Consider the following 22666-nt stretch of genomic DNA (forward strand, 5'->3'; position numbering starts at 1 on the left):
CGCATCCCTTTGGCGTCGCGCCGCGCTGCCTTATCTTAGAGCGCGTGAAAGATAAGCAACCTCTCACCAACGGCCCCTCCTCGACGTCGCCCGACACGGCGTCGGCTCGCGGCGAGATCGACGCCTTTCTGCAGCGGGCGCGCACCATGGCCCCGCCCCGGCAGGGCGCGCGCGGTCGGCTGATGTTCGCCCTCGACGCGACCATGAGCCGGCAGCCGACCTGGGATCGGGCCATCGCCATCCAGTCGGAGATGTTCGCCGAGGCTGCGGCGGTGGGCGGGCTCGACATCCAGCTCGTCTACTTCCGCGGCTTCGGCGAGTGCCGTGCCTCCAAGTGGGTGTCGGACGGCGGCCGGCTCGGCGCGATGATGACCCGCATCGACTGCCGCGGCGGCCTCACCCAGATCGGCAAGGTGCTCTCGCGCGCCGTCGAGGAGACGCGCAGGACGCCGATCCAGGCGCTCGTCTATGTCGGCGATTCGATGGAGGAGGACGTCGACCGGCTCTGCGCGCGGGCGGGCGAGCTCGGTCTCCTGAAGGTGCCGGTGTTCGTCTTCCAGGAACGGCGCGATCCGGTCGCCTCGCGGGCCTTCAAGGAGATCGCGCGGCTGTCGGGGGGCGCCCATCTCACCTTCGACGACAGCGCGGGTGCGGAGCTCGCCCGGCTGTTGAAGGCGGTCGCCGTCTATGCGGCGGGCGGGCGCAAGGCGCTCGAGGACCGCAGCCGGGCCGGCGACGGCGGCGCCCGTCTCTTGCTGGAGAAGCTTTCGTGATCTTGCTCTTGCTGCCCCTCCTTCTCGGGGTGGCGCTGCTCGTCGCCGTGATCGCCACGGGGCGGTGGTTTGCCCAGGCCGACCCGGCGCGGATCGCAGCGATGGCCCGCTCCAGCGGCGGCCTGGCGCTGATGGCGGTGGGGGCGCTGCTCCTCGCCCGCGGCCAGGGGATGCTGGGGGCGAGCCTGGTGATGGCGGGGCTCGCCCGATTCGGCCTCGGCTCGGGTGGCGGCTTCGGCGGTGGCCCGAGCGGCCGGGCAGGGCCCTTCGGCATGGGTGGGAGCGGCACGGGCGGGACCGGATGGGGCGGAAGGGGCGGAAGGGGCTGGGGTGGGGGAATGGGTCGGCGGCGGGCGAACCCGCGGCCCGGCCAGACGTCCACCGTGCGCACCGCGAAGATCGCGGCCGAGCTCGATCACGACACGGGAGAGATGGACGGGGAAGTGCTCTCAGGCCCGCAGGCCGGGCGGCATTTCGCGGACATGGGCGAGGGGGAACTCCTCGCCGTCTGGCGCTGGTGCGCCGACGACGAGGAGAGTCGCCTACTCGTGGAAGCTTATCTCGACCGCCGGTTTCCCAGCTGGCGTGAGGACTTCCAGCGTAACGACAACGCCGGGGCGAGCGGCTCTGGCGGCGCGGGCCGCGAGCGCCGGTCGGGCGCTCTGACCGAACAGGACGCGTACGAGGTTCTGGGCCTTGAGCCTGGCGCTGGTGAGGCGGAGATCCGCGCAGCGCATCGCCGCCTGATGAAGCAGATGCACCCCGATCGTGGAGGATCTGCGTTCCTTGCCGCCCAACTCAACGAAGCTAAGGACATCCTTCTGCGTCGACGGTGACACAACGCTCATCGAACAACTCATAGGGTGGCGCACATGGGCGCCACCGATCATCGATGGCGCGGGTGCGTTACATGGACACCGCCCAGCATGGCCGGTCATGGTTAGCGAACCGTTTGCACGCCGCCCAAGCTTCGTCCTTCGACGCAAAACCGGCGAAACGGGCTCGGTAGAGCGTGCCTTTGTCGGTCGCCACCTTGATGGTTAGCTTCTTTCGCTGACCCATGGCTGGCTCGTCGGCGACGGCCTCGGCGAGGAGGCGCTCGGCGAGCGCGGCGCTCGGGACGGCGCCGATCTGGATCTGCCAGGGGCCGGCGACCGCCGCGTGCGCGGTGGGGGCGGGGGCCTTCTGGCGGTGCGCGGAGCCCATCACGATGGTCTGGGTGCCGGGCACGGACCGAGAGCGGGCGATGGCGGCCGCGAGGGTGTCGGCGTCGAGCGAGGCCGGCGTGACCTCGAAGGCGGCGAAGGCGGTCTCGAAGCGCGCGGCACCGTGCGCCGGCCTGCCTTCCTCCACCACCGCGACCACGGCCATGTCGCGATCGGCGACGGCCGGAGCGGGCAGCGGCGTCGGACGTGATTCGGCCTGGTCGATGACCGCCCGCAGCGCGCCGGTGGCAAGGTCGGGCGTGGTGATCGCCGGCTCGGCCGTCGCGGCGCGGGCCTCGCTGGCAAAGGCGAGCACGGTCTCGGCGATCGGATCCTCGCCGTGGGTCTTGGCCTTGAGGCGCGAGGCGAAGAGGGTGCGCAGGTTGGGCTTGCGGCCGGGCACCGGGGGCGGGCCCTCGTCCCGCCACTCCGCGAACACCATCGCCTGCCCCGTGGTCGCCTTCGGCAGATAGGCCTCGATGAGCTTGCGCATCTGGGCATCGCGCGAGGCGCCGGTGCGACCGCCGAACACGGCGGCGACGATGTGGCGCCCGTCGCGCCGCACCGACGTCACGAGGTTGAAGCCGGAGGCGCGGATATAGCCGGTCTTGATGCCGTCGACGCCTTCGACGCGGCCGAGCAGGTGGTTGTGATTGCCGTAGCGGCGCTTGTTGTACTCGAAGACGCGGGTCTCGAAGACGCCATAGTAGGATGGAAAGTCGCGCTGGATCGCCACGCCGAGGCGCACCATATCGCGCGCAGTGGTCTTCTGGTTCGGATCGGGCAGCCCCGAGGCGTTGCGGAAGGTGGTGGACTTCATGCCGAGCCGATGGGCCGTCTTGGTCATCCGCTTGGCGAAGGCCGCTTCGGAACCGGCGATGTTCTCGCCGAGGGCGGTCGCCACGTCGTTGGCGGACTTCGTCACGAGCGCCTTGATGGCGTCGCGCACGGCGATCACGCCGCCGGGCTTGAAGCCGATCTTGGAGGGCGGCCGGCTCGCGGCATAGGCCGACACGGTCAGCTTGTCGCCGAGCGACAGGCGGCCGGCCTTCAGCTCTTCGAAGGTGATGTAGAGCGTCATGATCTTGGTGAGCGAGGCGGGATAGCGCGCCTCGTCGGCATCGCTCGAGTAGAGCGTCTTCTCACCGATCACGTCGTAGACGAGGCCGGAGTATTCGGGGTTGGCCGCGGCCGGCCCGACGAGACAGGCGAGCACCGCGACCGCGGCGAGGAGATTGATGGAGCAGCGCGTCCAAGCGTTGCGACGAAGGGGGACGTGCATACGGTCCTTTGGCGCTTCGGCTGTGGTCTCTAGCCACGACATGCCGACGGTTGGGGGACAAACACTGCCCAGACGAGACACCCGGAGGCGTTACGCCGGGATCAACCGCTCTGGTTGAAAACCAGTTTATGCATTCGATCTGACTCGTAGCTTGTATCGACGCGAATCGCAAAGACCCGCCGCGAGCCTGAGGCAAACCGGCGATTCGAGGTTAACAGCTCGAAAGGTCGATGCTGGCGGGTCGAGGAAAATTTCCACAAGTGCCGCGCTGGCGGACCGGGAAGTGCCGCGCCGGCGGGCCGGGCGAGGGCGCCTCGATCGGGCCCGGTACGGGCGTCCAGCACCGGAGCGGGATCCGACGCGCGGCATTCGCGCGCATCGCCTCGGCGCTCTGCCGCGGGTGCGAAATGGGCGATTGCGAGGCGGCTCTTTTTGTCGATATGTTGACGATAGTGGCGTGAGGCTCTCGGGCGTTGGTGCACGGCTGCCGGCTGTCGATCGTGCCGGCAAGCCTCGCTCCAGCGGGGCCAAGTCTCATAGCTGTCTTGAAGACGCTGGAGGACCGCATCATTTGATGAGGTGGCGATAGTGCGGACAGTCGGGCTCGCTCAGGCCCGGTGCCGGGGATGCCGTCTTCGAACCGCCGGACGCCGTCACCTCTTTTCCCCATCGACATGAGGGCATCCTTGGAGATTTGCCCGCTTGCGTGTTGATGATTGACGATTCAGGATGGCGACCATGACGAGCCTTCCGGACCCATCGGTACCGAGCCCGGTCGCGACCGCCGCGTCCTGGCACACCTTTGCATCACTCGATCGGGCAACACTCGACTGGGCCGCCCTCGACCGGCGCGTTCGCGCCGGTCCCGGTGACGACGGGACCGACAACGGCGGCGACGATCGGACGGGCAACAACGACCCCGGCACCCTCGTCATCACGCGTCCGAAACCCAAGACCAAGCGCCCGAACATGTATCGGGTGCTGCTTCTCAATGACGACTACACACCCATGGAGTTCGTCGTTCACGTTCTGGAGCGTTTTTTCCAGAAATCGCGGGAAGAGGCGACCCGCGTCATGCTTCACGTCCATCACCACGGCGTCGGCGAGTGCGGCGTTTATACCTACGAGGTGGCGGAGACGAAGGTGACGCAGGTGATGGACTTTGCCCGCAAGCATCAGCATCCTCTCCAGTGTGTGATGGAGAAGAAGTAAGGAGCGAGAATGCCCTCATTCTCTCGTAGCCTCGAAAAGGCCCTGCACCAGGCGCTCGCCTCCGCCAACGAGCGTCGCCAGGAATATGCGACGCTCGAGCATCTCCTCCTCGCGCTGGTGGACGATCAGGACGCCGCGGCGGTCATGAAGGCCTGCAGCGTCGATCTCGACCGCCTCCGCCGCGACCTCTCGGAATATATCGATGCCGAGCTCGACAACCTGGTGGTCGACGGCGACGACGATTCCAAACCGACCGCCTCCTTCCAGCGCGTGATCCAAAGAGCGGTCATCCATGTGCAGTCCTCCGGCCGGGAGGAGGTCACGGGTGCCAACGTGCTCGTCGCCATCTTCGCCGAGCGGGAAAGCCACGCGGCATACTTCCTGCAGGAGCAGGAAATGACGCGGTACGACGCCGTCAACTACATCTCTCACGGAATTGCCAAGCGCGCCGGCATGGGAGAGCGCGCCCGCGAGGAGGGGGACGAAGACGCCCCCGCCGAGGAGGGTGGTGCCACGACCAAGCGCAAGACGGACGCCCTTGAGGCCTACTGCATCAACCTCAACGAGAAGGCGAAGAAAGGGAAGGTCGACCCCCTGATCGGCCGCGACAACGAGGTGCGGCGCACCATCCAGGTGCTGTGCCGCCGCCAGAAGAACAACCCGCTCTTCGTCGGTGACCCCGGCGTCGGCAAGACCGCCATCGCCGAAGGCCTCGCCAAGCGCATCGTCGACGGCGAGGTTCCCGAGGTCCTCGAGGACTCCACCATCTTCGCCCTCGACATGGGCGCCCTCCTCGCCGGCACCCGCTATCGCGGTGACTTCGAGGAGCGGCTGAAGCAGGTGGTGAAGGAGATCGAGGAATATCCGGGCGCCATCATGTTCATCGACGAGATCCACACCGTCATCGGTGCGGGCGCGACGTCGGGCGGCGCGATGGACGCTTCGAACCTCCTGAAGCCCGCCCTGTCGTCGGGCGCGATCAAGTGCATCGGCTCCACGACCTACAAGGAGTATCGGCAGTTCTTCGAGAAGGACCGGGCCCTCGTCCGGCGCTTCCAGAAGATCGACGTGGCCGAGCCGACGGTCGACGACGCGATCGAGATCCTCAAGGGCCTCAAGCCCCACTACGAGGCCTATCACTCGATCAAGTTCACCAACGAGGCGATCAAGTCGGCGGTCGAGCTGTCGCACCGCTACATCAACGACCGCAAGCTCCCCGACAAGGCGATCGACGTGATCGACGAGACGGGCGCCTCGCAGATGCTGCTGCCGGTGAACAAGCGTCGCAAGCAGGTGGGGGTGAAGGAGATCGAGGCGACCATTGCCACGATGGCCCGCATTCCGCCCAAAACCGTGTCGAAGGACGATGCGGAGGTGCTGCAGACCATCGAGACCAACCTCAAGCGGGTGGTCTATGGGCAGGAAGGCGCGATCGAGGTGCTCTCCTCGGCGATCAAGCTCGCCCGGGCGGGTCTGCGCGAGCCCAACAAGCCGATCGGCTCCTACCTCTTCTCCGGCCCCACGGGCGTCGGCAAGACGGAGGTGGCGCGCCAGCTCGCCGAGCTCCTCGGCGTGGAGCTCCTGCGCTTCGACATGTCGGAGTATATGGAGCGCCACACGGTGAGCCGCCTGATCGGTGCGCCTCCGGGCTATGTGGGCTTCGACCAGGGCGGCCTTCTGACCGACGGTGTCGATCAGCACCCGCACTGCGTCCTGCTCTTGGATGAAATCGAAAAGGCCCACCCGGACCTCTTCAACATCCTTTTGCAAGTGATGGACCACGGCAAGCTGACGGACCACAACGGCAAGCAGGTGGATTTCCGCAACGTCATCCTGATCATGACGACGAACGCGGGCGCCGCCGATCTCGCCAAGGCCCCCATCGGCTTCAACCGCTCGCGCCGCGAGGGGGAGGATGCCGAGGCGATCAACAAGCTGTTCACGCCGGAGTTCCGCAACCGTCTCGACGCGATCGTGCCGTTCTCGCCGCTGCCGGCCGACGTCGTCCACCGCGTGGTGGAGAAGTTCGTCATGCAGCTGGAAGCCCAGCTCGCCGACCGCAACGTCACCTTCGAGCTCTCGGACGAGGCGGTGCAGTGGCTCGCCGAGGAAGGCTACGACGAGAAGATGGGCGCCCGCCCGCTCGGCCGGGTCATCCAGGAGTACATCAAGCGGCCGCTCGCCGATCAGGTGCTCTTCGGTGATCTCAAGAAGGGCGGCACGGTCAAGGTGACCGTGACCGAGGACGAGGACGGCAAGAAGTCGCTCGCTCTGGAGGCGATCGCCGATCCGACCGGACCCTCCCGGATGGCCTCGGACGACGACGAGCCCGATCACGACGACGGCGACGGGCCGGAGGAGACCACCGGTTCTGGCTCCTCCCGCATCCCGCAGGTGCCGCTCTCGAACTAGATCGGCCACATTCTCGAACCAGCGGCGCCCTCCGGGCGCCGCTTTTCTTTTTGACCCGACCTCTCATTTGAGCGATCTTTGAATATGCGCCCGCTCGCGTGGGCGCGGCTGAGGTGTGCGGCGTAGGGTGCCGGCAATCCGGAGGAGGGCCAGCCATGGACGACGAATCTGAAACCGATGACTTCATCGATCCGACCGCCGGACCAACGCGGTATGTCGGAACATCCGGTGCAGACTACGTGCTTCTCGGCGCCTACGACGACACCATCAGCGGCAAGGCCGGCGACGACACGCTGAGGGGCGAGGGCGGCGACGACATCATCTCCGGCAACGACGACGACGATTGGCTGCTCGGCGGCACGGGCGACGACTCGCTCTCCGGCGACTCCGGGGCCGATACGGTCGACGGCGGCGCAGGCGCCGACCTCATCCGCGGCGGCGCGGGCGACGACCGCCTCATCGGCGGCACCCAGAGCGACGTCATCAACGCCGGCGACGGCGACGACAGCGTGTTCGGCGGCCAGGGAGCGGACCGGATCGCCGGCGGCGACGGCGACGATCTCCTCAAGGGCGACAACGGGGCGGACCACATCACCGGCGGCGCCGGCGACGATTCGGTGCGCGGCGGCGAGGGCCACGACACGCTGAACGGCGGCGAAGGCGACGACATTCTCGTCGGCGATCGGGGCAACGACTTCTTCGTGTTCGAAGGCGACTTCGGCAACGACAAGATCAGCGACTTCTCGTCCGGCGACGTCATCGACCTGCGCAGCCAGGCGATCGAGGCGTTCGAGGATCTCGTGATCACCCAGAACCGCTTCGGCGTAGAGATCACGATCGGCGAGAATTCGATCTTCCTCGCCGGCGCCACCTCCGATCAGGTCACCGAACACACGGTTTTGATCTAGGCTGAAGGCCGCTTCGGACACGGCCCGCCGGCAGCGCCGCGGGCCACCGTCGCACCTCCTGCGCGCCTCTCACAGGACCTTGCGCAGGAACTCCGCCGTGCGGGGGTGCGTCGGGCTGGCGAAGATCTCCTGCGCCGAGCCCACCTCGATGATCCGCCCGTGATCCATCACGATGAGGCGGTCGGCGACCTCGCGAGCGAAGCCCATCTCGTGCGTAACGACGACCATCGTCATCCCCTCCGCCGCGAGCGTCTTCATCACGTCGAGCACTTCGCCCACGAGCTCGGGATCGAGGGCGGAGGTCGGCTCGTCGAACAGCATGGCGCGGGGGCGCATCGCGAGAGCGCGGGCGATGGCGGCGCGCTGCTGCTGGCCGCCGGAGATGTTGGCGGGGTAGACGTGCGCCTTGTCGCCGATGCCCACCTTGTCGAGCAGCGCCTGGCCGAGGGCGATCGCCTCCTTGCGCCGCTGCCGGCGGACGATGCGCGGCCCCTCGATCACGTTCTGCAGCACCGTCTTGTGCGGGAAGAGATTAAAGCTCTGGAACACCATTCCCATTTCGGACCGGAGCTCGCTCATCGCCCGGTGCGACATCGGCCGCTTGCGGCCCTTGTCGTCGAGCCGGTAGCCGACGAGCACGCCGTCGAAGTGCACCTCTCCCTCGTCGTAGGGCTCCAGAAAGTTCAGGCAGTTGAGGAGGGTGCTCTTGCCCGAGCCGCTGGGACCGATGATGACGACGACCTCGCCGCGATGGACGTCGAGGTCGATGCCGTGCAGCACCTTGAGAGCGCCGAAGCGCTTGCAGAGGCCCGCGACGCGCAACAGCGGCTGGGGGCCCTCGGCGGGCGCGGCGCCGTCGGCGGGTGTCGGGCTCAACGGTCCTTCCTCCAGAGCTTTTCGAGGATGCTCGCGGCGTAGATCATCGGGAACACGATGAGCGCGAAGCAGAGAGCGACGGTGCTGTAGATCTCCATCGGCCGATAGGTCGAGGCGATCAGGTTGTTCGCCTCGTGCAGGATCTCCGGCACGGCGAGGACCGAGGCGAGCGAGGTGAGCTTCACGAGCGTCGCGAACTCGTTGACGAAGGGCGGCACCATGCGCCGCACCGCCTGGGGCAGAATGATGCGGCGCATCGCCTGATAGGGCGTCATCCCGATGGCGAGCGCCGCCCGCATCTGGCCCTTCTCGATGGAGTTGACGCCGGCGCGGAAGATCTCGGCCATGTAGGCGGCGGTGTGGCCGCCGAGGCCGAGAAGCACGGCGTTGTAGGCGCTGAGCTGGATCCCGGTGAGGATGGGCAGCGCATAGTAGATCCACACGAGCTGAACGATGGTCGGCGTGCTGCGGAAGGTTTCCACGAAGAAGGCGGCGGGCCAGCTCAGCGCCCGCCGCTTGGAGAGGCGGGCGAGACCGATGACGAGCCCGCACGTCAGTCCAATGATCAGCGCGCCGACGCTGATCTCGGCCGTCACCGCGGCACCGCGCAAGAAGACCGCGCGATAGTCCCACGGCACGTCGAAATGCCAAGTGTACATGCACCTCGTCCTTGCTGTTGTCGCGGATCGGCCGAGCCTGTTCTATTCGACGGCGTGGTAGGTGGGGCTGAGCACGTAGCGGCCGCTCGCCGGATACTGCTTGACGAACTCTTCGATCTTGCCGTTGATCCGCATCCACTCCAGCGCCGTGTTGAGGAACTCGCGCAGATCGCGATCCTCGTAGCGGGTCGCCCAGGCGATCGGCTGCAGGTTGTAGGGGGTGTTGGAGAAGAGGCTGACGAGCTCGGGGTGGGTCTGGATGTAGCGGCGCGTCGCCCAGGCGTCCTCCACCGCGACGTCGGCCCGCCCGGACTGCACGGCGATCAGGCTCGACGACAGATCGTTGGTGCTGAGCGCGACGATGTTGGCCTTGGAGAAGGTGCGCTTGACGAACTCGTGGCCGCCGGTGCCCTGCACCACGGCGACGGTCACGCCCTCCTGGTCGATGTCGTCGAGGCTCTTGAAGCGGTCGTCACCGGCGCGCACCGTCGCGTCGTAGCCGAGGTAGAAGATGGGCGAGGTGAAGGCTACCGAGGCGGCGCGCGGAATGCTGGCGAAGGTGCCGGCCGCGACGATGTCGAACTGCTTCGCCTGGAGACCGGCGACGAAGGTCGACCACTGCGTCTCGATGAACTCGGGCTCGACGTTCACCTGCTTCAGGACGAAGCTGATGATGTCGATGTAGTAGCCCTTGAGCTCCTGCGTGATCGGATCCTTCTGCGATCCGGGCGGCGACATGATCCAGCCGATGCGCAGCGTCTTCTCGCTCAGCATCCGCTCGAACGCGTCTTCGGCGACCGCCTGGGTGCTGACGAGGCCCACCGCCGCGATCACGGCGGCGGCCACGCCACGCCTTACCGAGTGCCATGCTCTCATAGTCCGTCTCTTTCCAGGTTGCACTGTGTTGAGGGGGATCAGTATTGACGGTCCGGATCGACACGGTTGATCAGCGGCTGACCGTCGAGGACCCGCTGAAAATTCTTGAAGAACAGGTCGAGCGTGTCGGGCATGTAGCGCGCGACATCGTCGGCCGCGACGTGCGGGGTCAGGATGGCGTTGGGCCAGTCCCACTCCGGCGCATCGGGCGGCAGCGGCTCGGTCTCGAACACGTCGAGCACGGCGCCGCCGAGGTGGCCGCTGCGCAGCGCCGCGCCGAGGGCGGGCTGGTCGACGCTCGCCGCGCGGCCGATATTGACGAGGCCGGCGCCGGGCTTCATCAGCGCCAGCTCCGCCGCGCCGATGAGACCGCGGGTCTTCGTGGTGAGCGGAACGGCGAGGACGAGGACGTCGGCCCGTGGCAGTAGCGCGGGAAGGGCGTTCGGCCGGTGCATCTCGTCGACGCCCTCGATGGGCGCCCCGCTCTCGCGCACGCCGATCACGTGCATCCCGAGCCCCTTGCAGCGCAGCGCTCCGGAACGGCCGAGATTGCCCATGCCGACGATCAGCGCCGTCTTGCCCTCCACCCCGGAGACGAACTCGCGCTGCCAGACCCGCTGCGCCTTGTTGGAGGCGAAGAGCGGGATGCGGGTGTTGAGGGCGAGGACCGCCATCGCCACATACTCGCCCGCCTTGGTGGCGACGCCGCGGTTGGTGGTGATCGCGACGTCGGCCGGCAGCCAGTCGAGGGGGAGGGCGTGCTCGATGCCCGCTCCGATGAGGTGCATCCATCGCAGCCGCGGCGCATCCTGGGCGATGGTCGCGAACGGCAGCTTCCAGCCGATCAGGAAGTCCGCCTCCGCGGCGGCCGCCCGATAGTCCTCGAGGTCCCAGCCGATCGTCGCATCGAGCCGCGGCGCGAGCTCGGGATGGCGCGCCTCGGCCGCGGCGTAGCGCTCGGGCGTGATGTGGAAGATCGGATGTTGGGTCCGGATGTTCTCGATGTGGAGGCGGTAGCGCTCGGCCATCGGCGTCGGGCTCAAGAGGCCTTGGCGAGGACGGCTTCGCTCGCCGTCGGCTCGTCGAGCACGTGGTCGAGCACCCAGTTGGCGATGTCGTGGACGAGCGGCTCGAGGTAGGAGAGGCGGCCGGGCACGGCGAGCGGCGAGCGGATGCCGATCTGCTGGATCTCGGAGATGTCGTTGTCCTCGCCCACCGAGATCTGCCAGCGCTTGTAGTAGCGCTGCGCCACCTCCTCGAAGTCGGGGCGGGTGGTGATGTCCTCGGGGAAGCAGCCCCCTACGATGAGGCGCATCTTCTCCGGCCCGAGCGGGTGCACCTCGAACCACCACATGCAGTCGATGGTGCAGCCGAACATCGTGCTCGGATAGGTGAGGGTGTAGTAGGTGCCTTGGCCGGCGAGGCCGTCGAGGGTCGGGATCGGCGGGAAGCCGGTGTCGCCCGCGAGCAGGGCGCGGCTGCCCGTGTGCTTGGTGTGGAGGCCGACCCAGTTGCCCTCCGAGGGCACCTTCGGCGGCATCTCGCGCTTCAGCTTCTGCAGCGTCTTCGCGTGCACCATGGGGACGTGGTAGGCCTCCATGGCGTTCTCGGCGTAGATCTTCCAGTTGCAGTCGAGGATGTACTCGCGCCGGAACGTCTGCTTCATCGTCTCGAAGTGGTAGGAGGCGAGCCGCTCCGGCAGATCGCCGAGATAGTCCATCAGACGTTCGGCGTCGGGATCGAAGTTGATGAACAGGAAGCCCGCCCAGGTTTCGAGGCGCACCGGCTTCAGCCCGTTGCAGGCGGTGTCGAAATCCTTGGTGAGGTCCATCTCGGGGGCCGCCACCAGCGATCCGTCGAGCCCGTATGCCCAGCCGTGATAGGGGCAGACGAAGGCACGCGCGTTGCCCTCGCCCTCGGCGACGCGGGCGCCGCGGTGGCGGCAGCTGTTGGAGAAGGCGCGCAGCTCACCCGCCCGATCACGCACGATGATGAGCGGCACCCCCACGAAGGTCAGTGTGAAGTAGTCGCCCGGGTTGGGGATGTGGTCGGCGCGGCCGATGAAGTTCCACACCTTCATGAACAGCCGCTCGACCTCGTACTGATAGAAGGCCTCCGACACGTAGCACCAGGCCGGCAGGGTCTCCGCCTCGTCCAGCGGCAGGCGGACCTTGGAGAAGTGGGCGGGATCGAGGACATCGGCGGGGGTGGGCATGGCGGTCTCTTCTATTGGAGCGTTCGGTGGACGAGGGCGCGGGTATCGATGCGGGGAAAGCGAACGGCGTGTCGGTGCCGTCCGGCGGTCTCGGGACGGCTCTTCATGCCGGACCCCCGGCCGTCTTCGCCCTGTCCGCTTCGGTCAGGAACGGGTCGATGTGGCAGCGGCTCTCGGCGAGGCCGTGCGCGCTGAGGACCTTGGCGACAAGGTCGACCATCACCGGCGGCCCGGCGACGTAGGCGCGCCAGTCGGCGATCGAGGCCTCGCCGGCGAGGTCGGCCTCGATCACGGCGTGGATGTGACCGCCGCGCGTCTCGGGACCCCCGCCCTCGGCGACGGCGCGGGTGACGGTGAGGTTGGGATGGGCGGCGGCGAGCGTGGCGAGCGTGTCCGTCGCGTAGAGGTCGCGAGGGCTGCGCACGCCGAAATAGAGGCGGATCGGCTGGCCGAAGCCCCGCCGCAGGGCGGTCTCGACCACTGAGAGGATCGGCGCGAGGCCCGATCCCCCGGCGACGGCGATGAGCGGCTTCACCTCGCCCTCGCGCAGATAGGCGACGCCGTAGGGTCCCGTCACGCCGACGCTCTCGCCCGGTTGCAAGGCATCGAACACGTACGCTGTGACCTGCCCGCCCGGCGTCCGGCGCACGAAGAATTCGAGACCCCCGTCGTCGGGGCAGTTCGCCATGGAGAAGTCGCGGCTCGGCAGATCCGCGAAGCGCAGCGTGGCGTACTGGCCGGGGAGAAAGGTGAAGCGCAGCCCCTCCGGAGGCGCCAGACGCAGGCGCACGATGTCGTGGGTGAGGGGCGCGATGGCGGTGACCGTCGCCGCGAACGTGACGACCCGCGGCAACAGCCCGTCGTCGATGGGGGTGATGACGCAGTCGGAGAGCGCCCGCGCGCTGCACGGCAGGGTCAGCCCGGCGTCGCGCTCTTCCTGGGTGATGGCGGGGCAGTAGTCGGCAAGTTCCACGCGGCCCGACGCGAGGCGCGACTTGCACATCCCGCACACCCCGCTGGTGCATCCGCAGGGATAGTCGACGCTCGCAGATTGGAGCGCTTCCAAAATCGTCTCGCTCTGGCTGGCGGAGACCGAAACGCCCAGTGCGGGCACGGAAATGCGGTGGAATGCGGCGCTCATGGCCGCATATGAGTACGGACCTTTTTATTTGTAAAGTTGATGATACAAATGAGATGGATCAAATTTCGAGCGTAGAATGCCCATCGATTCAGCGCCCTGGGGTGGGGAAGGTTAGAAGCGTTCCGGAGAAGGCCGGTTCGTGCCGTTGGGAGGCTGGCGGCGGCTGCCGGAGCCCGGCGCAGGTTTAGGCAGCTTGATACTGTAAAAATATCGGTCGGCCCGGAAGTTCGTCTTGAAGTAGGCGATGGCGCGGCCCGCGCCGTCGACGAACAGGCGCTTGACGCAGAGCACCGCCGCGCCGGGATCGATCTGGAGGTGCTGCGCCATCTCTGCGCTCGCTGTCAGCGCATCGATCTGCTGGTAGTCCTCCCGCACGTCGTTGCCGAGGAGCTCCTGCAGGATCGGGACGAAGAGGCTGCCCTCGCGCCGGTGTCCGGCGAGGAGGTGGCCGATGTCCTCCGGGAAGAAGGCTTCGAGGACGAGCAGGGGGCCGCCGCTCAGGAAGCGCACGCGGCGCACGCGGTAGATCTCGACGGCGGCCGCGAGGCCGAGGGCGGCGGCGACGTCCGCCGCGGCCGGCACGAAGCCGTGGTCGATCGCCTGCGTCCACGCCGGCAGCCCGAGCGCGGTCATGTCCTCGATCGGCCCGGTCAGGCGGTCGTCGAGCGGGGGAGGCGGCGGTTTCAGGAGGTAGGTGCCGAGCCGCGGCCGCCGGGCGATGACGCCTTCCTCGGCAAGGGTGTTGAGCACGTTGCGGATCGTGACGCGGCTCACCATGAACTCGGCGCTGAGGTCGGCCTCGGTCGGCAGCCGCGTTCCCTCCGCGAGCCCGGCGAACCGCCGCAGGAGGATATCGCGAATCTGCAGATATTTCGGGAACGGGTCGTAGAGGGGGGTCGGCATTGGCACTCCGCATGGACACGCCCCCACCTATAGTCGTGTTCGCCCCGAGAGGGGGAGCATTTGCCATCGCGGCATCACGTGCGCCCGCACACCTCCGGTGTCACGGCGTTGGTTCAGCCTGGAGCTCTGGAAGGCGGTGTGAAGAAACGTGGGTTCTCATCCGCGGATGTCGGCCAGCGCTGCGGGTTGACTGCCGTATCCGGTCAGCTCCGGCGGCTGATGGCGTCCCTGTCCGGACTCGCGCGGTTGGACTGGACGGGCTTAGTCGACGTCACTACGACTGAGTTGCGGAGGCGCACCGCGGTGCTCGTGTTTTGGGAATCAGAGACGGCGTATGAGCAAGAGGCTGGTTTGGCATGTCGGCGCCCACAAGTGTGCCACGACATCATTGCAGTTGGCGCTTGCTCGCGCGATCCCGCCCGGTGGCGACACCTTGTATATCGCGCCAAAAGACAAGCATCCGATTATCGAGGACCTTCGACGATATGTCTGGGGTGTCCAGCCGACGTTTGATATAGATGCAATTGTTGAGTTAGCCTCCAGTTTTCAGGGAAATAATATTATCCTCAGCGAGGAAAATCTGATCGGCAGAATGCCGGGACTATCATTCGAATTTTATCCGCATGCTCACCGGTTGCGTCAAATTATTGATCAATTGGCCGAAAAATACGAAACAATAGTTTTATTGCAGTCACGGGAGATGTCGCGTTTTCTGTCGTCATGCTACAAATTTCGAGTGGCGCATGGTCTTGCTTCCGACTATGCAGCCTTTCTTCAATCAATGCGTTTGGATACCTTCAAATGGTTGAATCTCGGGCGTGTGTTGTTCGATGGTGCTAAATTTGAGTATTCGATTTTACCGATCGAGGAGTTGAAGAACGAACAAGCTGTGTTTGAATTTTGTCATAAAGCCGTGCCGGGGATCAATATTTCCGTTCTCCCAAAGATCAATGAGTCTGCTCCCACTCTATTGCGCTCACTATCGTTGCTGTTCTCATACCTGGGGCGACCGATCACGCCCGTGCAGTTGAATATGATTCAAAAGCATATGGAGACGTCGGGGAAGAATCTCAGGCAGGCGGCGAGCTTGGTGGATATCGACGTTTCGACGGACATGGCGAAGCTGGCACGACGGATGTCGGCCACCCAAGCCGGAAGTTCTCTCGATACCCTCTTGGCCGAGTATTTTAGCGACGATTATGAACGATTTCTTGAGCGTTATTGCTCCCGTGCCGCGCTGGAGACGCTCGGCTAACCACCCTATCGCGACTGTCGCGCCGTGACGTAGCGGCTCGGCCACGCTGCCGTCTGCGAGGGCTGCCGCCCTATGCGGCGAGGACCCTGTGGCCGTCGCCGAGGTCGGTCCAGGCGGCTGTCGAGGGCTCGGCGGAGGGCGTGCCGAAAAGCTCCTCGATCCCGCTGAGCTTGTGACGCCGCGACGGGTCGGGCAGCGGGACCGCGCTCAGCAGGCGGCGCGTGTAGGCGTGGGCCGGCCGCTCGAACACCGCCGCGCGGGGGCCGATCTCGACGATCTGGCCCCGATACATCACCGCCACGCGGTGGCTGAGCCGTTCGACCACCGCCATGTCGTGCGAGATGAACAGCAGCGCCAGACCGCGGCGCGCCTGGAGCTGCATGAGGAGGTTGAGCACCTGCGCCTGCACCGAGACGTCGAGCGCGGAGACCGCCTCGTCGGCGACGATCACCTCTGGCTCGAGCGCCAGCGCGCGGGCGATGCAGATCCGCTGGCGCTGTCCGCCGGAGAACTGGTGGGGGAGGCGGTCGAGCATTTCCGCCGACAGGCCGACTTCCTCGATCAGCCGCACCGCCGTCGCGCGGGCCCCGCCAGAAGAGACGCCGTGGGCGGTGAGGGGCTCGGTCAGCGAGTCGACGATCCTGAGGCGGGGGTTGAGGCTCGCGAACGGGTCCTGGAAGACCATCTGGATCGCCTTGCGGGCGAGGCGCGCCTCGGCCGCCGTCATCGACGTCGCCACCCGGCCGGCGACTTCGATCGCCCCGCTGTCGACGGCCTGCAGCCCCATGATGCTGCGTGCGAGGGTGGACTTGCCGCAGCCCGATTCGCCGACGATCGCGAGGGTCTCGCCCGCCCGGAGATCGAAGCCGACGCCGCGCACGGCCCGCAGCGTCGTCCGCCGGAAGCGCGACGTCTCGTTGCGGACCCGGAACGAGACGGAAAGATCCGTGACGCGCAGGACGGGGCCCTTGGCGACCTCGAGAGGGGACGGCGCCAGAGCCGCTCCGTCGTCGCCGATGGAGGCGAACGGGGCGGGGCCGGGCTTGCCCCGCATATCGCCGATGCGCGGCACCGAGTTGAGGAGCTGGCGGGTGTAGGTCTCGGCGGGTCGATGGAAGATCTGCTGCGAGGGGCCGTGCTCGACGATGCGTCCCGACCGCATGACGAGCACGTCGTCCGACACTTCGGCGACCACGCCCATGTCGTGGGTGATGAACATGATCGCCGTGCCGTCGTCGGCCTGGATCTGCTTCAGAAGATCGATGATGCCGGCCTGGGTGGTGACGTCGAGCGCCGTCGTCGGCTCGTCGGCGATGAGGAGCTCGGGATTGCAGGCGAGCGCCATCGCGATCATGACGCGCTGACGCATGCCGCCGGAGAGCTGGTGGGGATATTCCGCCGTCCGCCGCGCCGCGTTCGGGATGCGCACCCGGTCGAGCAGCTCGACGGCGCGCCGCCGCGCCGCCTGTCCGCTCGCCACCTTGTGGCGGCGCAGCGATTCCTCGATCTGAAGCCCCACCGGGAGCACCGGATTGAGGGACGTCATCGGCTCCTGGAAGATCATGCCGATGCGGTCGCCGCGCACGTCCGCCATCTGGCGATCGCTGAGGGTCGTGAGGTTCCGCCCCTTGAGCATGACGCGGCCGGCGACCGTCGCGCTCCTGGGCAGGAGGCGCATGATCGACAGCGCCGTGACGCTCTTGCCCGAGCCCGACTCGCCGACGATCCCCAGGGTCTGACCGCGTCGGACCGAAAAGCCGATGTCCTCGATGAGCCGCTGCTCGCCTTGGCGCCGGTCTCCTTGGCCGGTTCGGATCGAGGTCGTCAGCCCGTCGATCGACAGGACCTCGTCCGCCGGATCCGCCGGCGTGGTCTCGGCGGGGCCGTGGGCTGTGCGCAGGGTCGTCATAGGTGCCTGTCCCCGCGCTGGTCGAGCCTGTCCCTCAGCCCGTCGCCGAAGATGTTGATGGCGAAGACGGTGAGCGACAGGAAGAGGGCCGGATAGAGGATGATGAAGAACTTGATCTGCCAGAGCTGACGGCCCTCGGCGATGATGTTGCCCCACGAGGGCGTGGTGGGCGGGATGCCGGCGCCGATGAAGGAGAGGATCGCCTCGAGCACCATCGCGGAGGCGAACACGTAGGTGGCCTGCACGGCGAGCGGGGCGAAGGTGCTCGGCAGGATGTGGCGCACGATGATGCGGCTGCGGCTCACGCCGGAGATCAGGGCGGCCTCGACATATTGGCGCTCGCGCAGCGACAGCACGATGCCGCGGATGAGGCGCACGACGCGAGGGGACTCGGCGACCGCGATCGCGATGACGACGTTGAGCACGGAGCCTCCCAAGAGGGCCGAGAGGGCGATCGCGAGAAGCACGGCCGGGATCGCCATCAGGCCGTCCATGATGCGCATGACGACACCGTCGAGCGAGCGGTAGTAGCCGGCGATCAGCCCGATCAGGAGGCCCACCCCGGTCGACAGCACGGCGACCGCGAAGCCCACGGTGAGCGACGTGCGCCCGCCATAGAGGACGCGGGAGTAGAGGTCGCGGCCATAGGCGTCGGTGCCGAACCAGAAGGCGCTCGAGGGGTCCTTCATGCGATTGAGCGGGTTCATCGACAACGGATCGATGGTCTGAAGGTACGGCGCGAAGAGGGCGAGCAGCACCATCAGCACGACGATCCCACCGCCAATCGCAATCGACGGGTTTCGCAACAACAACGGCATCTCCTGAATGGCGCGTCGACGGGTCAGTAGCGGATCCGCGGGTCGAACACGGTGTAGAGCAGGTCGATGATGAGGTTGACGACGATGTAGATCATCGCGAACAGCAGCATCACGCCCTGGATGATCGGGTAGTCGCGCCGCAGGATGGCGTCGACCGTGAGGCGTCCGATCCCCGGAATGTTGAAGACGCTCTCGATCACCACCGCGCCGCCGAGGAGCAGCGCCACGCCGACCCCCACCACGGTGACGATCGGGTTCGCCGCGTTGCGCAGCGCGTGGACGAACAGGATACGCCGCCCTAGGAGCCCCTTCGCCCGCGCGGTGCGGATATAGTCCTCCGACAGCACCTCCAGCATCGACGCGCGCGTGATGCGCGAGATGAGCGCGACGTAGATGAGCCCGAGCGAGACGGACGGGAGCACCAGGTGCGCGAGCCACTCTCCGACGCCCTCCTTCAGGAAGGCGTATCCCTGGACCGGCAGCAATCCGGTCTTGAACGCCACGTAGTAGGCGAGGACGTAGCCCGTGACGAAGACCGGGATCGAGAAGGAGGCGATCGACAACACGAGCACGATCCGGTCGACGACGCTGTTCGCCCGCCAGGCGGCGAGGACCCCGAGGGGCACGGCGATGACGATCGCGAAGAGCGTCGTCAACGCCATCAGCGAGAAGGTCGGCTCCATCCGCTGCATGATCAGCTCGGTGACCGATCGGCCGTTGAAGACCGATCGCCCGAAGTCGAAGTGGAGGACGTCCCAGAGCCAGTCGAAATAGCGCATCAGCGCCGGATCGTTGAGGCCGAGAGCTTCGCGGATCCGTTCGACGTCATCCTGCGTCGCCTGCGCGCCGGCGATCATCTGAGCGGGATCGCCGGGCGTCAGGTAGAGCAGCGAGAAGATCAGGACGGATACCACGAAGAGGATCGGCACCGTCGAGATCAGGCGATTCGCGATCGACTGGACCATCGTTCACCCCGTGGCCTCGACCGCGCATCGGCTCACCGATCGACCTCGAGGTTCCAGAAGAGGGGAATGGCCGACGGGATGATGTTCGAGATGTCGGACCGGTAGGCCGCCGGCTGCGCGAACTGCCCCCACATCACCGCCGGGACCGATTCGAACGCGGCCTCGGAGATCTGCGCGGCCGCGGCCTTGCGCCCGTCGTCGTCGGGAGCCTCCTTGAAGGCATCGAGGCCCGCCGTGATGCCCTCGTCGCAGAACCAACCGGGGAAGTCGACGCAGTTGCGGGCGATCCAGAAGTGCGACAGCGGGTTGCCGAGGTCGAGGCCGAGGGCGTGGACACCGTAGGCGTGCCACTCGTTCTCGTTCTTGCGGCGGCTGAGAAGGGTCGCCCAGTCCATCGCCTCGATCCGCACGTTGAAGCCGACCTGGCGCATCCACTCGTAGAGCACCGCCGAGGAGACGCGCAGCGCTTCGATGTCGGTTCCCTGGAAGACGACGATCTCCTCGCCGTCATAGTCGGTCTCGGCGAGCGCCTTGCGGCCCGCCTCGACGGAGATCTCGTCGGGGAACTGCGAGCCCGCGGTGGTCTCGTAGGGCGTGCCGCACATGAAGTAGGACTGGCAGCCCGGCACCATGTATTCCTCGGAGAGGCCGAGGGCGATCGGCACCGAGCTTTGGTCGACGAAGTTCCACAGGACGCGCCGGATCGCCGGATCGTCGAACGGCGGGTTGCGCCAGTTCAGCGGATAGTAGCCCTGGAACATGTTGAGCCCCTGGAAGCCCATCACCGTCACGTTGGGGTCCTGCTCCAGGATCGGCAGGAGGTCGAACGGGGCATACTGGATGTAGTCGATCTCGCCGGCGCTCAGCGCGGTGGTCGCCGTCATGCTGTCGGGAATCACCTCGATCTTCAGCTCGTCGATGTTGACCACCTTGCCGCCGGCGAGGAAATCGGCCGGCTCGTCGCGGGGCTTGTAGTCCTCGAAGCGGGTGAGCGTCATGCTGTCGCCCGGGAAGTGGCGAGAGGCGTCGAACACGAACGGGCCGGAGCCGATGATCTCCGGCAGCGGCTGGCCGACCGGCGTCTCGGTCAACCGGGCGGGCATGATGAAGGGCGCCGGCGAATTGGGATGGCCGAGCGACGTCAGCATCAGCGGGAACGGCTCGGCGAGCTGGATCTCGAAGGTCTTGTCGTCCTTCGCGACGACGTCCTTCGCGGCGGCCTTCAGGAGCCGGCCCATCGTCGACAGCGACCACCACCGCTTCAGCGAGGCGGCGACGTCGGTCGCGGTGACGGGCGTGCCGTCGTGGAAGGTCAGCCCGTCGCGCAGGGTGAAGGTCCAGGTGAGATCGTCGACCTGCTCCCAGCTGTCCACCATCTCCGGCTGGATCGCGCCGTTGGAGTCCATCGCGAAGAGCGTGTCGAACACCATGTAGCCGAACGTCCGCGTGATGTAAGCGCTGGTGCCGTGCGGATCGAGCGTGACGATCTCCGCCTCGAGAACCGCCGTCACCGACTTGGTCGCGGCGTGCGCGGGGAGGGTGGAGGCGACCCCGACGGACGCCGCGATGCACGCCGCCGCGGCAAGGTTCAGAACAGCTTTAAGGTCTCGCATATCTCACCGCTCTCGTCATGGCGTCTTCATCTCCTGGTCTTCGGGTGGACCCGCGGTCGTCTGGTGAACCCACGCGGCCCGAAGGGGCTCATCGGCCGCACGGCATACGGAGGCGCCATCGCCGCTTGTCGCCTGCGCGACCGACGGGCCGGGGCGAGGCCGCAGGCCCCGCGTGCGGGGAGGAGGGGGGCCTTCCCACCGAGCCGGATGTCACCTGCGCTCCGCCCGGTGTCCGTCTCCGGGATGTGCGAGCACAGTCTGAGGTCGCCGATCCTCCAAAGTCCATTTCAATGATCGCAACGTTCAGCAAGCGCATCTCAATAATCGAAAGGGCTTGTCGGCGGGCGCCGAGCCGGCCGCGCCGAGCCGGCCACGTCGGGGCGAATGGCAGGCGCGAACGGCGAAAGCCCCGCGGACGGGTGGCCGCGGGGCGATGGTCGAACCGTCGCGATGGGGAGAGCGCGTGGCCCGCGGGCCGCCTCAGGCGCCGCGTTCGGCAACCCGCGCGTAGAGGGCGGCGCCGAACGGAATCGCCTCGTCGTTGAACATATATTTCGGGTTGTGCAGCGCCGCGCTCTCGCCGTTCCCGACGAGCATGTAGGCGCCCGGCACCTTCTCCATCATGAAGGAAAAGTCCTCCGAACCCATGGAAGGCGGCTTGCCGCGCGTCACCATCTCGGGCGCCGCGAGGTCGTGCATCGCGGCGACGCCGAGGTCGGTCGCGTGCGGGTCGTTCACCGTGGGCGCGAAGATCAGCCGCCAATCGAGGCTCGCCTCGCAGCGCAGGCCGCTCGCCACCCCCTCGACCATCTGCCGCAGCGCCGCCTCGATCTCCTCGGCGACTTCGCGGCGGAAGAAGCGGGCCGTGCCGCCCATCTTGGCGGTGTCGGGGATCACGTTGTAGGCGTCGCCGCCGGTGATCTTGGTGATGCTGACCACCGCCGGATCGGCCGGATTGAGGTTGCGCGACACGATCGTCTGCACCGCCGTCGCGATCTGGCAGGCGGCGATCACCGGGTCGATGCCCGAATAGGGCCGGGCACCGTGCGTCCCGCGCCCGCGCACCGTCACGTCGAAGAACGCGCCGCCCGCCATCGCCGGCCCGTCGCAGACGGCGTATTCGCCGATCGCCATGCCGGGGCGGTTGTGCAGCCCGTAGACGGTGTCGCAGGGGAAGCGGTCGAACAGCCTGTCCTCTAGCATGGCGAGGGCGCCGCCGCAGCCTTCCTCCCCGGGCTGGAAGATGAAGTGGACGGTCCCGTCGAAGTCGCGCGTCTCGGCGAGGTAGCGGGCGGCGCCGAGAAGCATGGTGGTGTGGCCGTCGTGGCCGCACGCGTGCATCTTGCCGGGAGCGGTGCTGCGCCAGGCGGCCTCGCTCTCCTCGGTGATCGGCAGCGCGTCCATGTCGGCCCGCAGCCCGATCGCGCGGTTGCCGGGGCGGCCGCGCAGCACCCCGACGACGCCCGTCCCGCCGACCCCGCGGTGCGCTTCCACACCGAACGACTCCAACGTCTTCGCGACGATCTCGGAGGTGCGGTGCTCTTCCATCCCGAGCTCGGGGTTGGCGTGCAGGTCGCGCCGGATGGCCGTCAGCTCATCATGATAGGCGCGGATCTCGTCGACGATGGACATCAGCGGGGTGGC

Annotated in this window: 18 protein-coding genes and 1 pseudogene; 6 read left to right on the forward strand and 13 right to left on the reverse strand. The window is 67.2% G+C overall.

The genetic code is table 11. The features are described from left to right. The first annotated feature begins 44 nt into the window (after nt 1–44). On the forward strand, nt 45–773 hold the full coding sequence (locus JCR33_RS12220; RefSeq protein ID WP_198882367.1) for a VWA domain-containing protein: 729 nt from the start codon (nt 45–47) through the stop codon (nt 771–773). Beyond that, entirely contained in the window at nt 770–1609 is an 840-nt protein-coding gene (locus JCR33_RS12225) for a DnaJ domain-containing protein (RefSeq protein WP_332461173.1), read from the forward strand. Before JCR33_RS12220 ends, JCR33_RS12225 begins: the two co-directional genes overlap by 4 nt. 70 nt (nt 1610–1679) lie before the next feature. On the opposite strand, the gene JCR33_RS12230 is transcribed toward JCR33_RS12225, so the two are convergent. Beyond that, nucleotides 1680–3260, reverse strand: coding sequence for a D-alanyl-D-alanine carboxypeptidase (locus tag JCR33_RS12230; protein ID WP_198882368.1), 1581 nt, complete (start codon nt 3258–3260; stop codon nt 1680–1682). A gap of 915 nt (nt 3261–4175) precedes the next feature. Here JCR33_RS12230 and clpS point away from each other — a divergent pair. The 3 genes and pseudogenes from clpS to JCR33_RS12245 form a co-directional block, all read left to right on the forward strand. Continuing rightward, a pseudogene (clpS, locus tag JCR33_RS24985) lies at nt 4176–4472 on the forward strand (ATP-dependent Clp protease adapter ClpS); the annotation flags it as partial. A gap of 9 nt (nt 4473–4481) precedes the next feature. Beyond that, complete coding sequence (clpA, locus tag JCR33_RS12240) at nt 4482–6884, forward strand: ATP-dependent Clp protease ATP-binding subunit ClpA (protein WP_198882369.1); 2403 nt, start codon at nt 4482–4484, stop codon at nt 6882–6884. Between the two features lie 155 nt (nt 6885–7039). Continuing rightward, nucleotides 7040–7792, forward strand: coding sequence for a calcium-binding protein (locus tag JCR33_RS12245; protein ID WP_198882370.1), 753 nt, complete (start codon nt 7040–7042; stop codon nt 7790–7792). 69 nt (nt 7793–7861) lie between these two features. Here JCR33_RS12245 and JCR33_RS12250 read toward each other — a convergent pair whose 3' ends face one another. From JCR33_RS12250 to JCR33_RS12280, 7 genes are all read right to left on the reverse strand, one after another. Next, nucleotides 7862–8668, reverse strand: a complete 807-nt coding sequence (locus JCR33_RS12250; RefSeq protein WP_269751183.1) for an amino acid ABC transporter ATP-binding protein — start codon at nt 8666–8668, stop codon at nt 7862–7864. Next, entirely contained in the window at nt 8665–9327 is a 663-nt protein-coding gene (locus JCR33_RS12255; protein WP_198882371.1) for an amino acid ABC transporter permease, read from the reverse strand. Before JCR33_RS12255 ends, JCR33_RS12250 begins: the two co-directional genes overlap by 4 nt. Before the next feature lie 42 nt (nt 9328–9369). Beyond that, entirely contained in the window at nt 9370–10173 is an 804-nt protein-coding gene (locus JCR33_RS12260; RefSeq protein ID WP_198882372.1) for a substrate-binding periplasmic protein, read from the reverse strand. Between the two features lie 68 nt (nt 10174–10241). After that, nucleotides 10242–11246 carry a D-2-hydroxyacid dehydrogenase gene (locus tag JCR33_RS12265; RefSeq protein ID WP_198882373.1) on the reverse strand — a complete coding sequence of 335 codons (1005 nt, stop codon included), beginning with the start codon at nt 11244–11246 and terminating at the stop codon, nt 10242–10244. After that, complete coding sequence (locus JCR33_RS12270) at nt 11243–12418, reverse strand: aromatic ring-hydroxylating oxygenase subunit alpha (RefSeq protein ID WP_198882374.1); 1176 nt, start codon at nt 12416–12418, stop codon at nt 11243–11245. The genes JCR33_RS12265 and JCR33_RS12270 overlap by 4 nt, the downstream gene beginning before the upstream one ends. 103 nt (nt 12419–12521) lie before the next feature. Next, entirely contained in the window at nt 12522–13559 is a 1038-nt protein-coding gene (locus tag JCR33_RS12275) for a 2Fe-2S iron-sulfur cluster-binding protein (protein ID WP_198882375.1), read from the reverse strand. A 111-nt stretch (nt 13560–13670) separates the two neighbouring features. Next, nucleotides 13671–14462 (reverse strand): GntR family transcriptional regulator, encoded by a 792-nt coding sequence (locus JCR33_RS12280; protein ID WP_198882376.1) that lies wholly within the window; start codon nt 14460–14462, stop codon nt 13671–13673. Nucleotides 14463–14796: 334 nt separating this feature from the next. Between JCR33_RS12280 and JCR33_RS12285 the strand changes: the two genes are divergently transcribed. Next, nucleotides 14797–15717, forward strand: coding sequence for a hypothetical protein (locus tag JCR33_RS12285; protein WP_198882377.1), 921 nt, complete (start codon nt 14797–14799; stop codon nt 15715–15717). A gap of 70 nt (nt 15718–15787) precedes the next feature. On the opposite strand, the gene JCR33_RS12290 is transcribed toward JCR33_RS12285, so the two are convergent. The 5 genes from JCR33_RS12290 to JCR33_RS12310 form a co-directional block, all read right to left on the reverse strand. Further along, on the reverse strand, nt 15788–17626 hold the full coding sequence (locus tag JCR33_RS12290) for an ABC transporter ATP-binding protein (RefSeq protein WP_198882378.1): 1839 nt from the start codon (nt 17624–17626) through the stop codon (nt 15788–15790). Next, nucleotides 17623–18444 (reverse strand): ABC transporter permease, encoded by an 822-nt coding sequence (locus tag JCR33_RS12295; RefSeq protein WP_198882379.1) that lies wholly within the window; start codon nt 18442–18444, stop codon nt 17623–17625. The genes JCR33_RS12290 and JCR33_RS12295 overlap by 4 nt, the downstream gene beginning before the upstream one ends. Nucleotides 18445–18467: 23 nt before the next feature. Continuing rightward, nucleotides 18468–19409, reverse strand: a complete 942-nt coding sequence (locus JCR33_RS12300; RefSeq protein WP_198882380.1) for an ABC transporter permease — start codon at nt 19407–19409, stop codon at nt 18468–18470. Between the two features lie 32 nt (nt 19410–19441). Beyond that, a complete protein-coding gene (locus JCR33_RS12305) occupies nt 19442–21022 on the reverse strand; it encodes an ABC transporter substrate-binding protein (protein WP_198882381.1) in 1581 nt (526 codons plus the stop codon). A gap of 480 nt (nt 21023–21502) precedes the next feature. After that, entirely contained in the window at nt 21503–22654 is a 1152-nt protein-coding gene (locus JCR33_RS12310) for a M20 aminoacylase family protein (RefSeq protein WP_198882382.1), read from the reverse strand. Nucleotides 22655–22666 lie beyond the last annotated feature (12 nt).

The organism is Acuticoccus mangrovi, assembly GCF_016411865.1.
GTDB lineage: Bacteria > Pseudomonadota > Alphaproteobacteria > Rhizobiales > Amorphaceae > Acuticoccus > Acuticoccus mangrovi.

What these genes read in the sequence shown, in the direction of transcription:
- JCR33_RS12230 (WP_198882368.1), bottom strand. Translation starts at nt 3,260, where the DNA reads ATGCACGTCCCCCTTCGTCGCAACGCTTGGACGCGCTGCTCCATCAAT.
- clpA (WP_198882369.1), top strand. Translation starts at nt 4,482, where the DNA reads ATGCCCTCATTCTCTCGTAGCCTCGAAAAGGCCCTGCACCAGGCGCTC.
- JCR33_RS12245 (WP_198882370.1), top strand. Translation starts at nt 7,040, where the DNA reads ATGGACGACGAATCTGAAACCGATGACTTCATCGATCCGACCGCCGGA.
- JCR33_RS12255 (WP_198882371.1), bottom strand. Translation starts at nt 9,327, where the DNA reads ATGTACACTTGGCATTTCGACGTGCCGTGGGACTATCGCGCGGTCTTC.
- JCR33_RS12270 (WP_198882374.1), bottom strand. Translation starts at nt 12,418, where the DNA reads ATGCCCACCCCCGCCGATGTCCTCGATCCCGCCCACTTCTCCAAGGTC.
- JCR33_RS12275 (WP_198882375.1), bottom strand. Translation starts at nt 13,559, where the DNA reads ATGAGCGCCGCATTCCACCGCATTTCCGTGCCCGCACTGGGCGTTTCG.
- JCR33_RS12280 (WP_198882376.1), bottom strand. Translation starts at nt 14,462, where the DNA reads ATGCCGACCCCCCTCTACGACCCGTTCCCGAAATATCTGCAGATTCGC.
- JCR33_RS12285 (WP_198882377.1), top strand. Translation starts at nt 14,797, where the DNA reads ATGAGCAAGAGGCTGGTTTGGCATGTCGGCGCCCACAAGTGTGCCACG.
- JCR33_RS12290 (WP_198882378.1), bottom strand. Translation starts at nt 17,626, where the DNA reads ATGACGACCCTGCGCACAGCCCACGGCCCCGCCGAGACCACGCCGGCG.
- JCR33_RS12295 (WP_198882379.1), bottom strand. Translation starts at nt 18,444, where the DNA reads ATGCCGTTGTTGTTGCGAAACCCGTCGATTGCGATTGGCGGTGGGATC.
- JCR33_RS12300 (WP_198882380.1), bottom strand. Translation starts at nt 19,409, where the DNA reads ATGGTCCAGTCGATCGCGAATCGCCTGATCTCGACGGTGCCGATCCTC.
- JCR33_RS12305 (WP_198882381.1), bottom strand. Translation starts at nt 21,022, where the DNA reads ATGCGAGACCTTAAAGCTGTTCTGAACCTTGCCGCGGCGGCGTGCATC.
- JCR33_RS12310 (WP_198882382.1), bottom strand. Translation starts at nt 22,654, where the DNA reads ATGTCCATCGTCGACGAGATCCGCGCCTATCATGATGAGCTGACGGCC.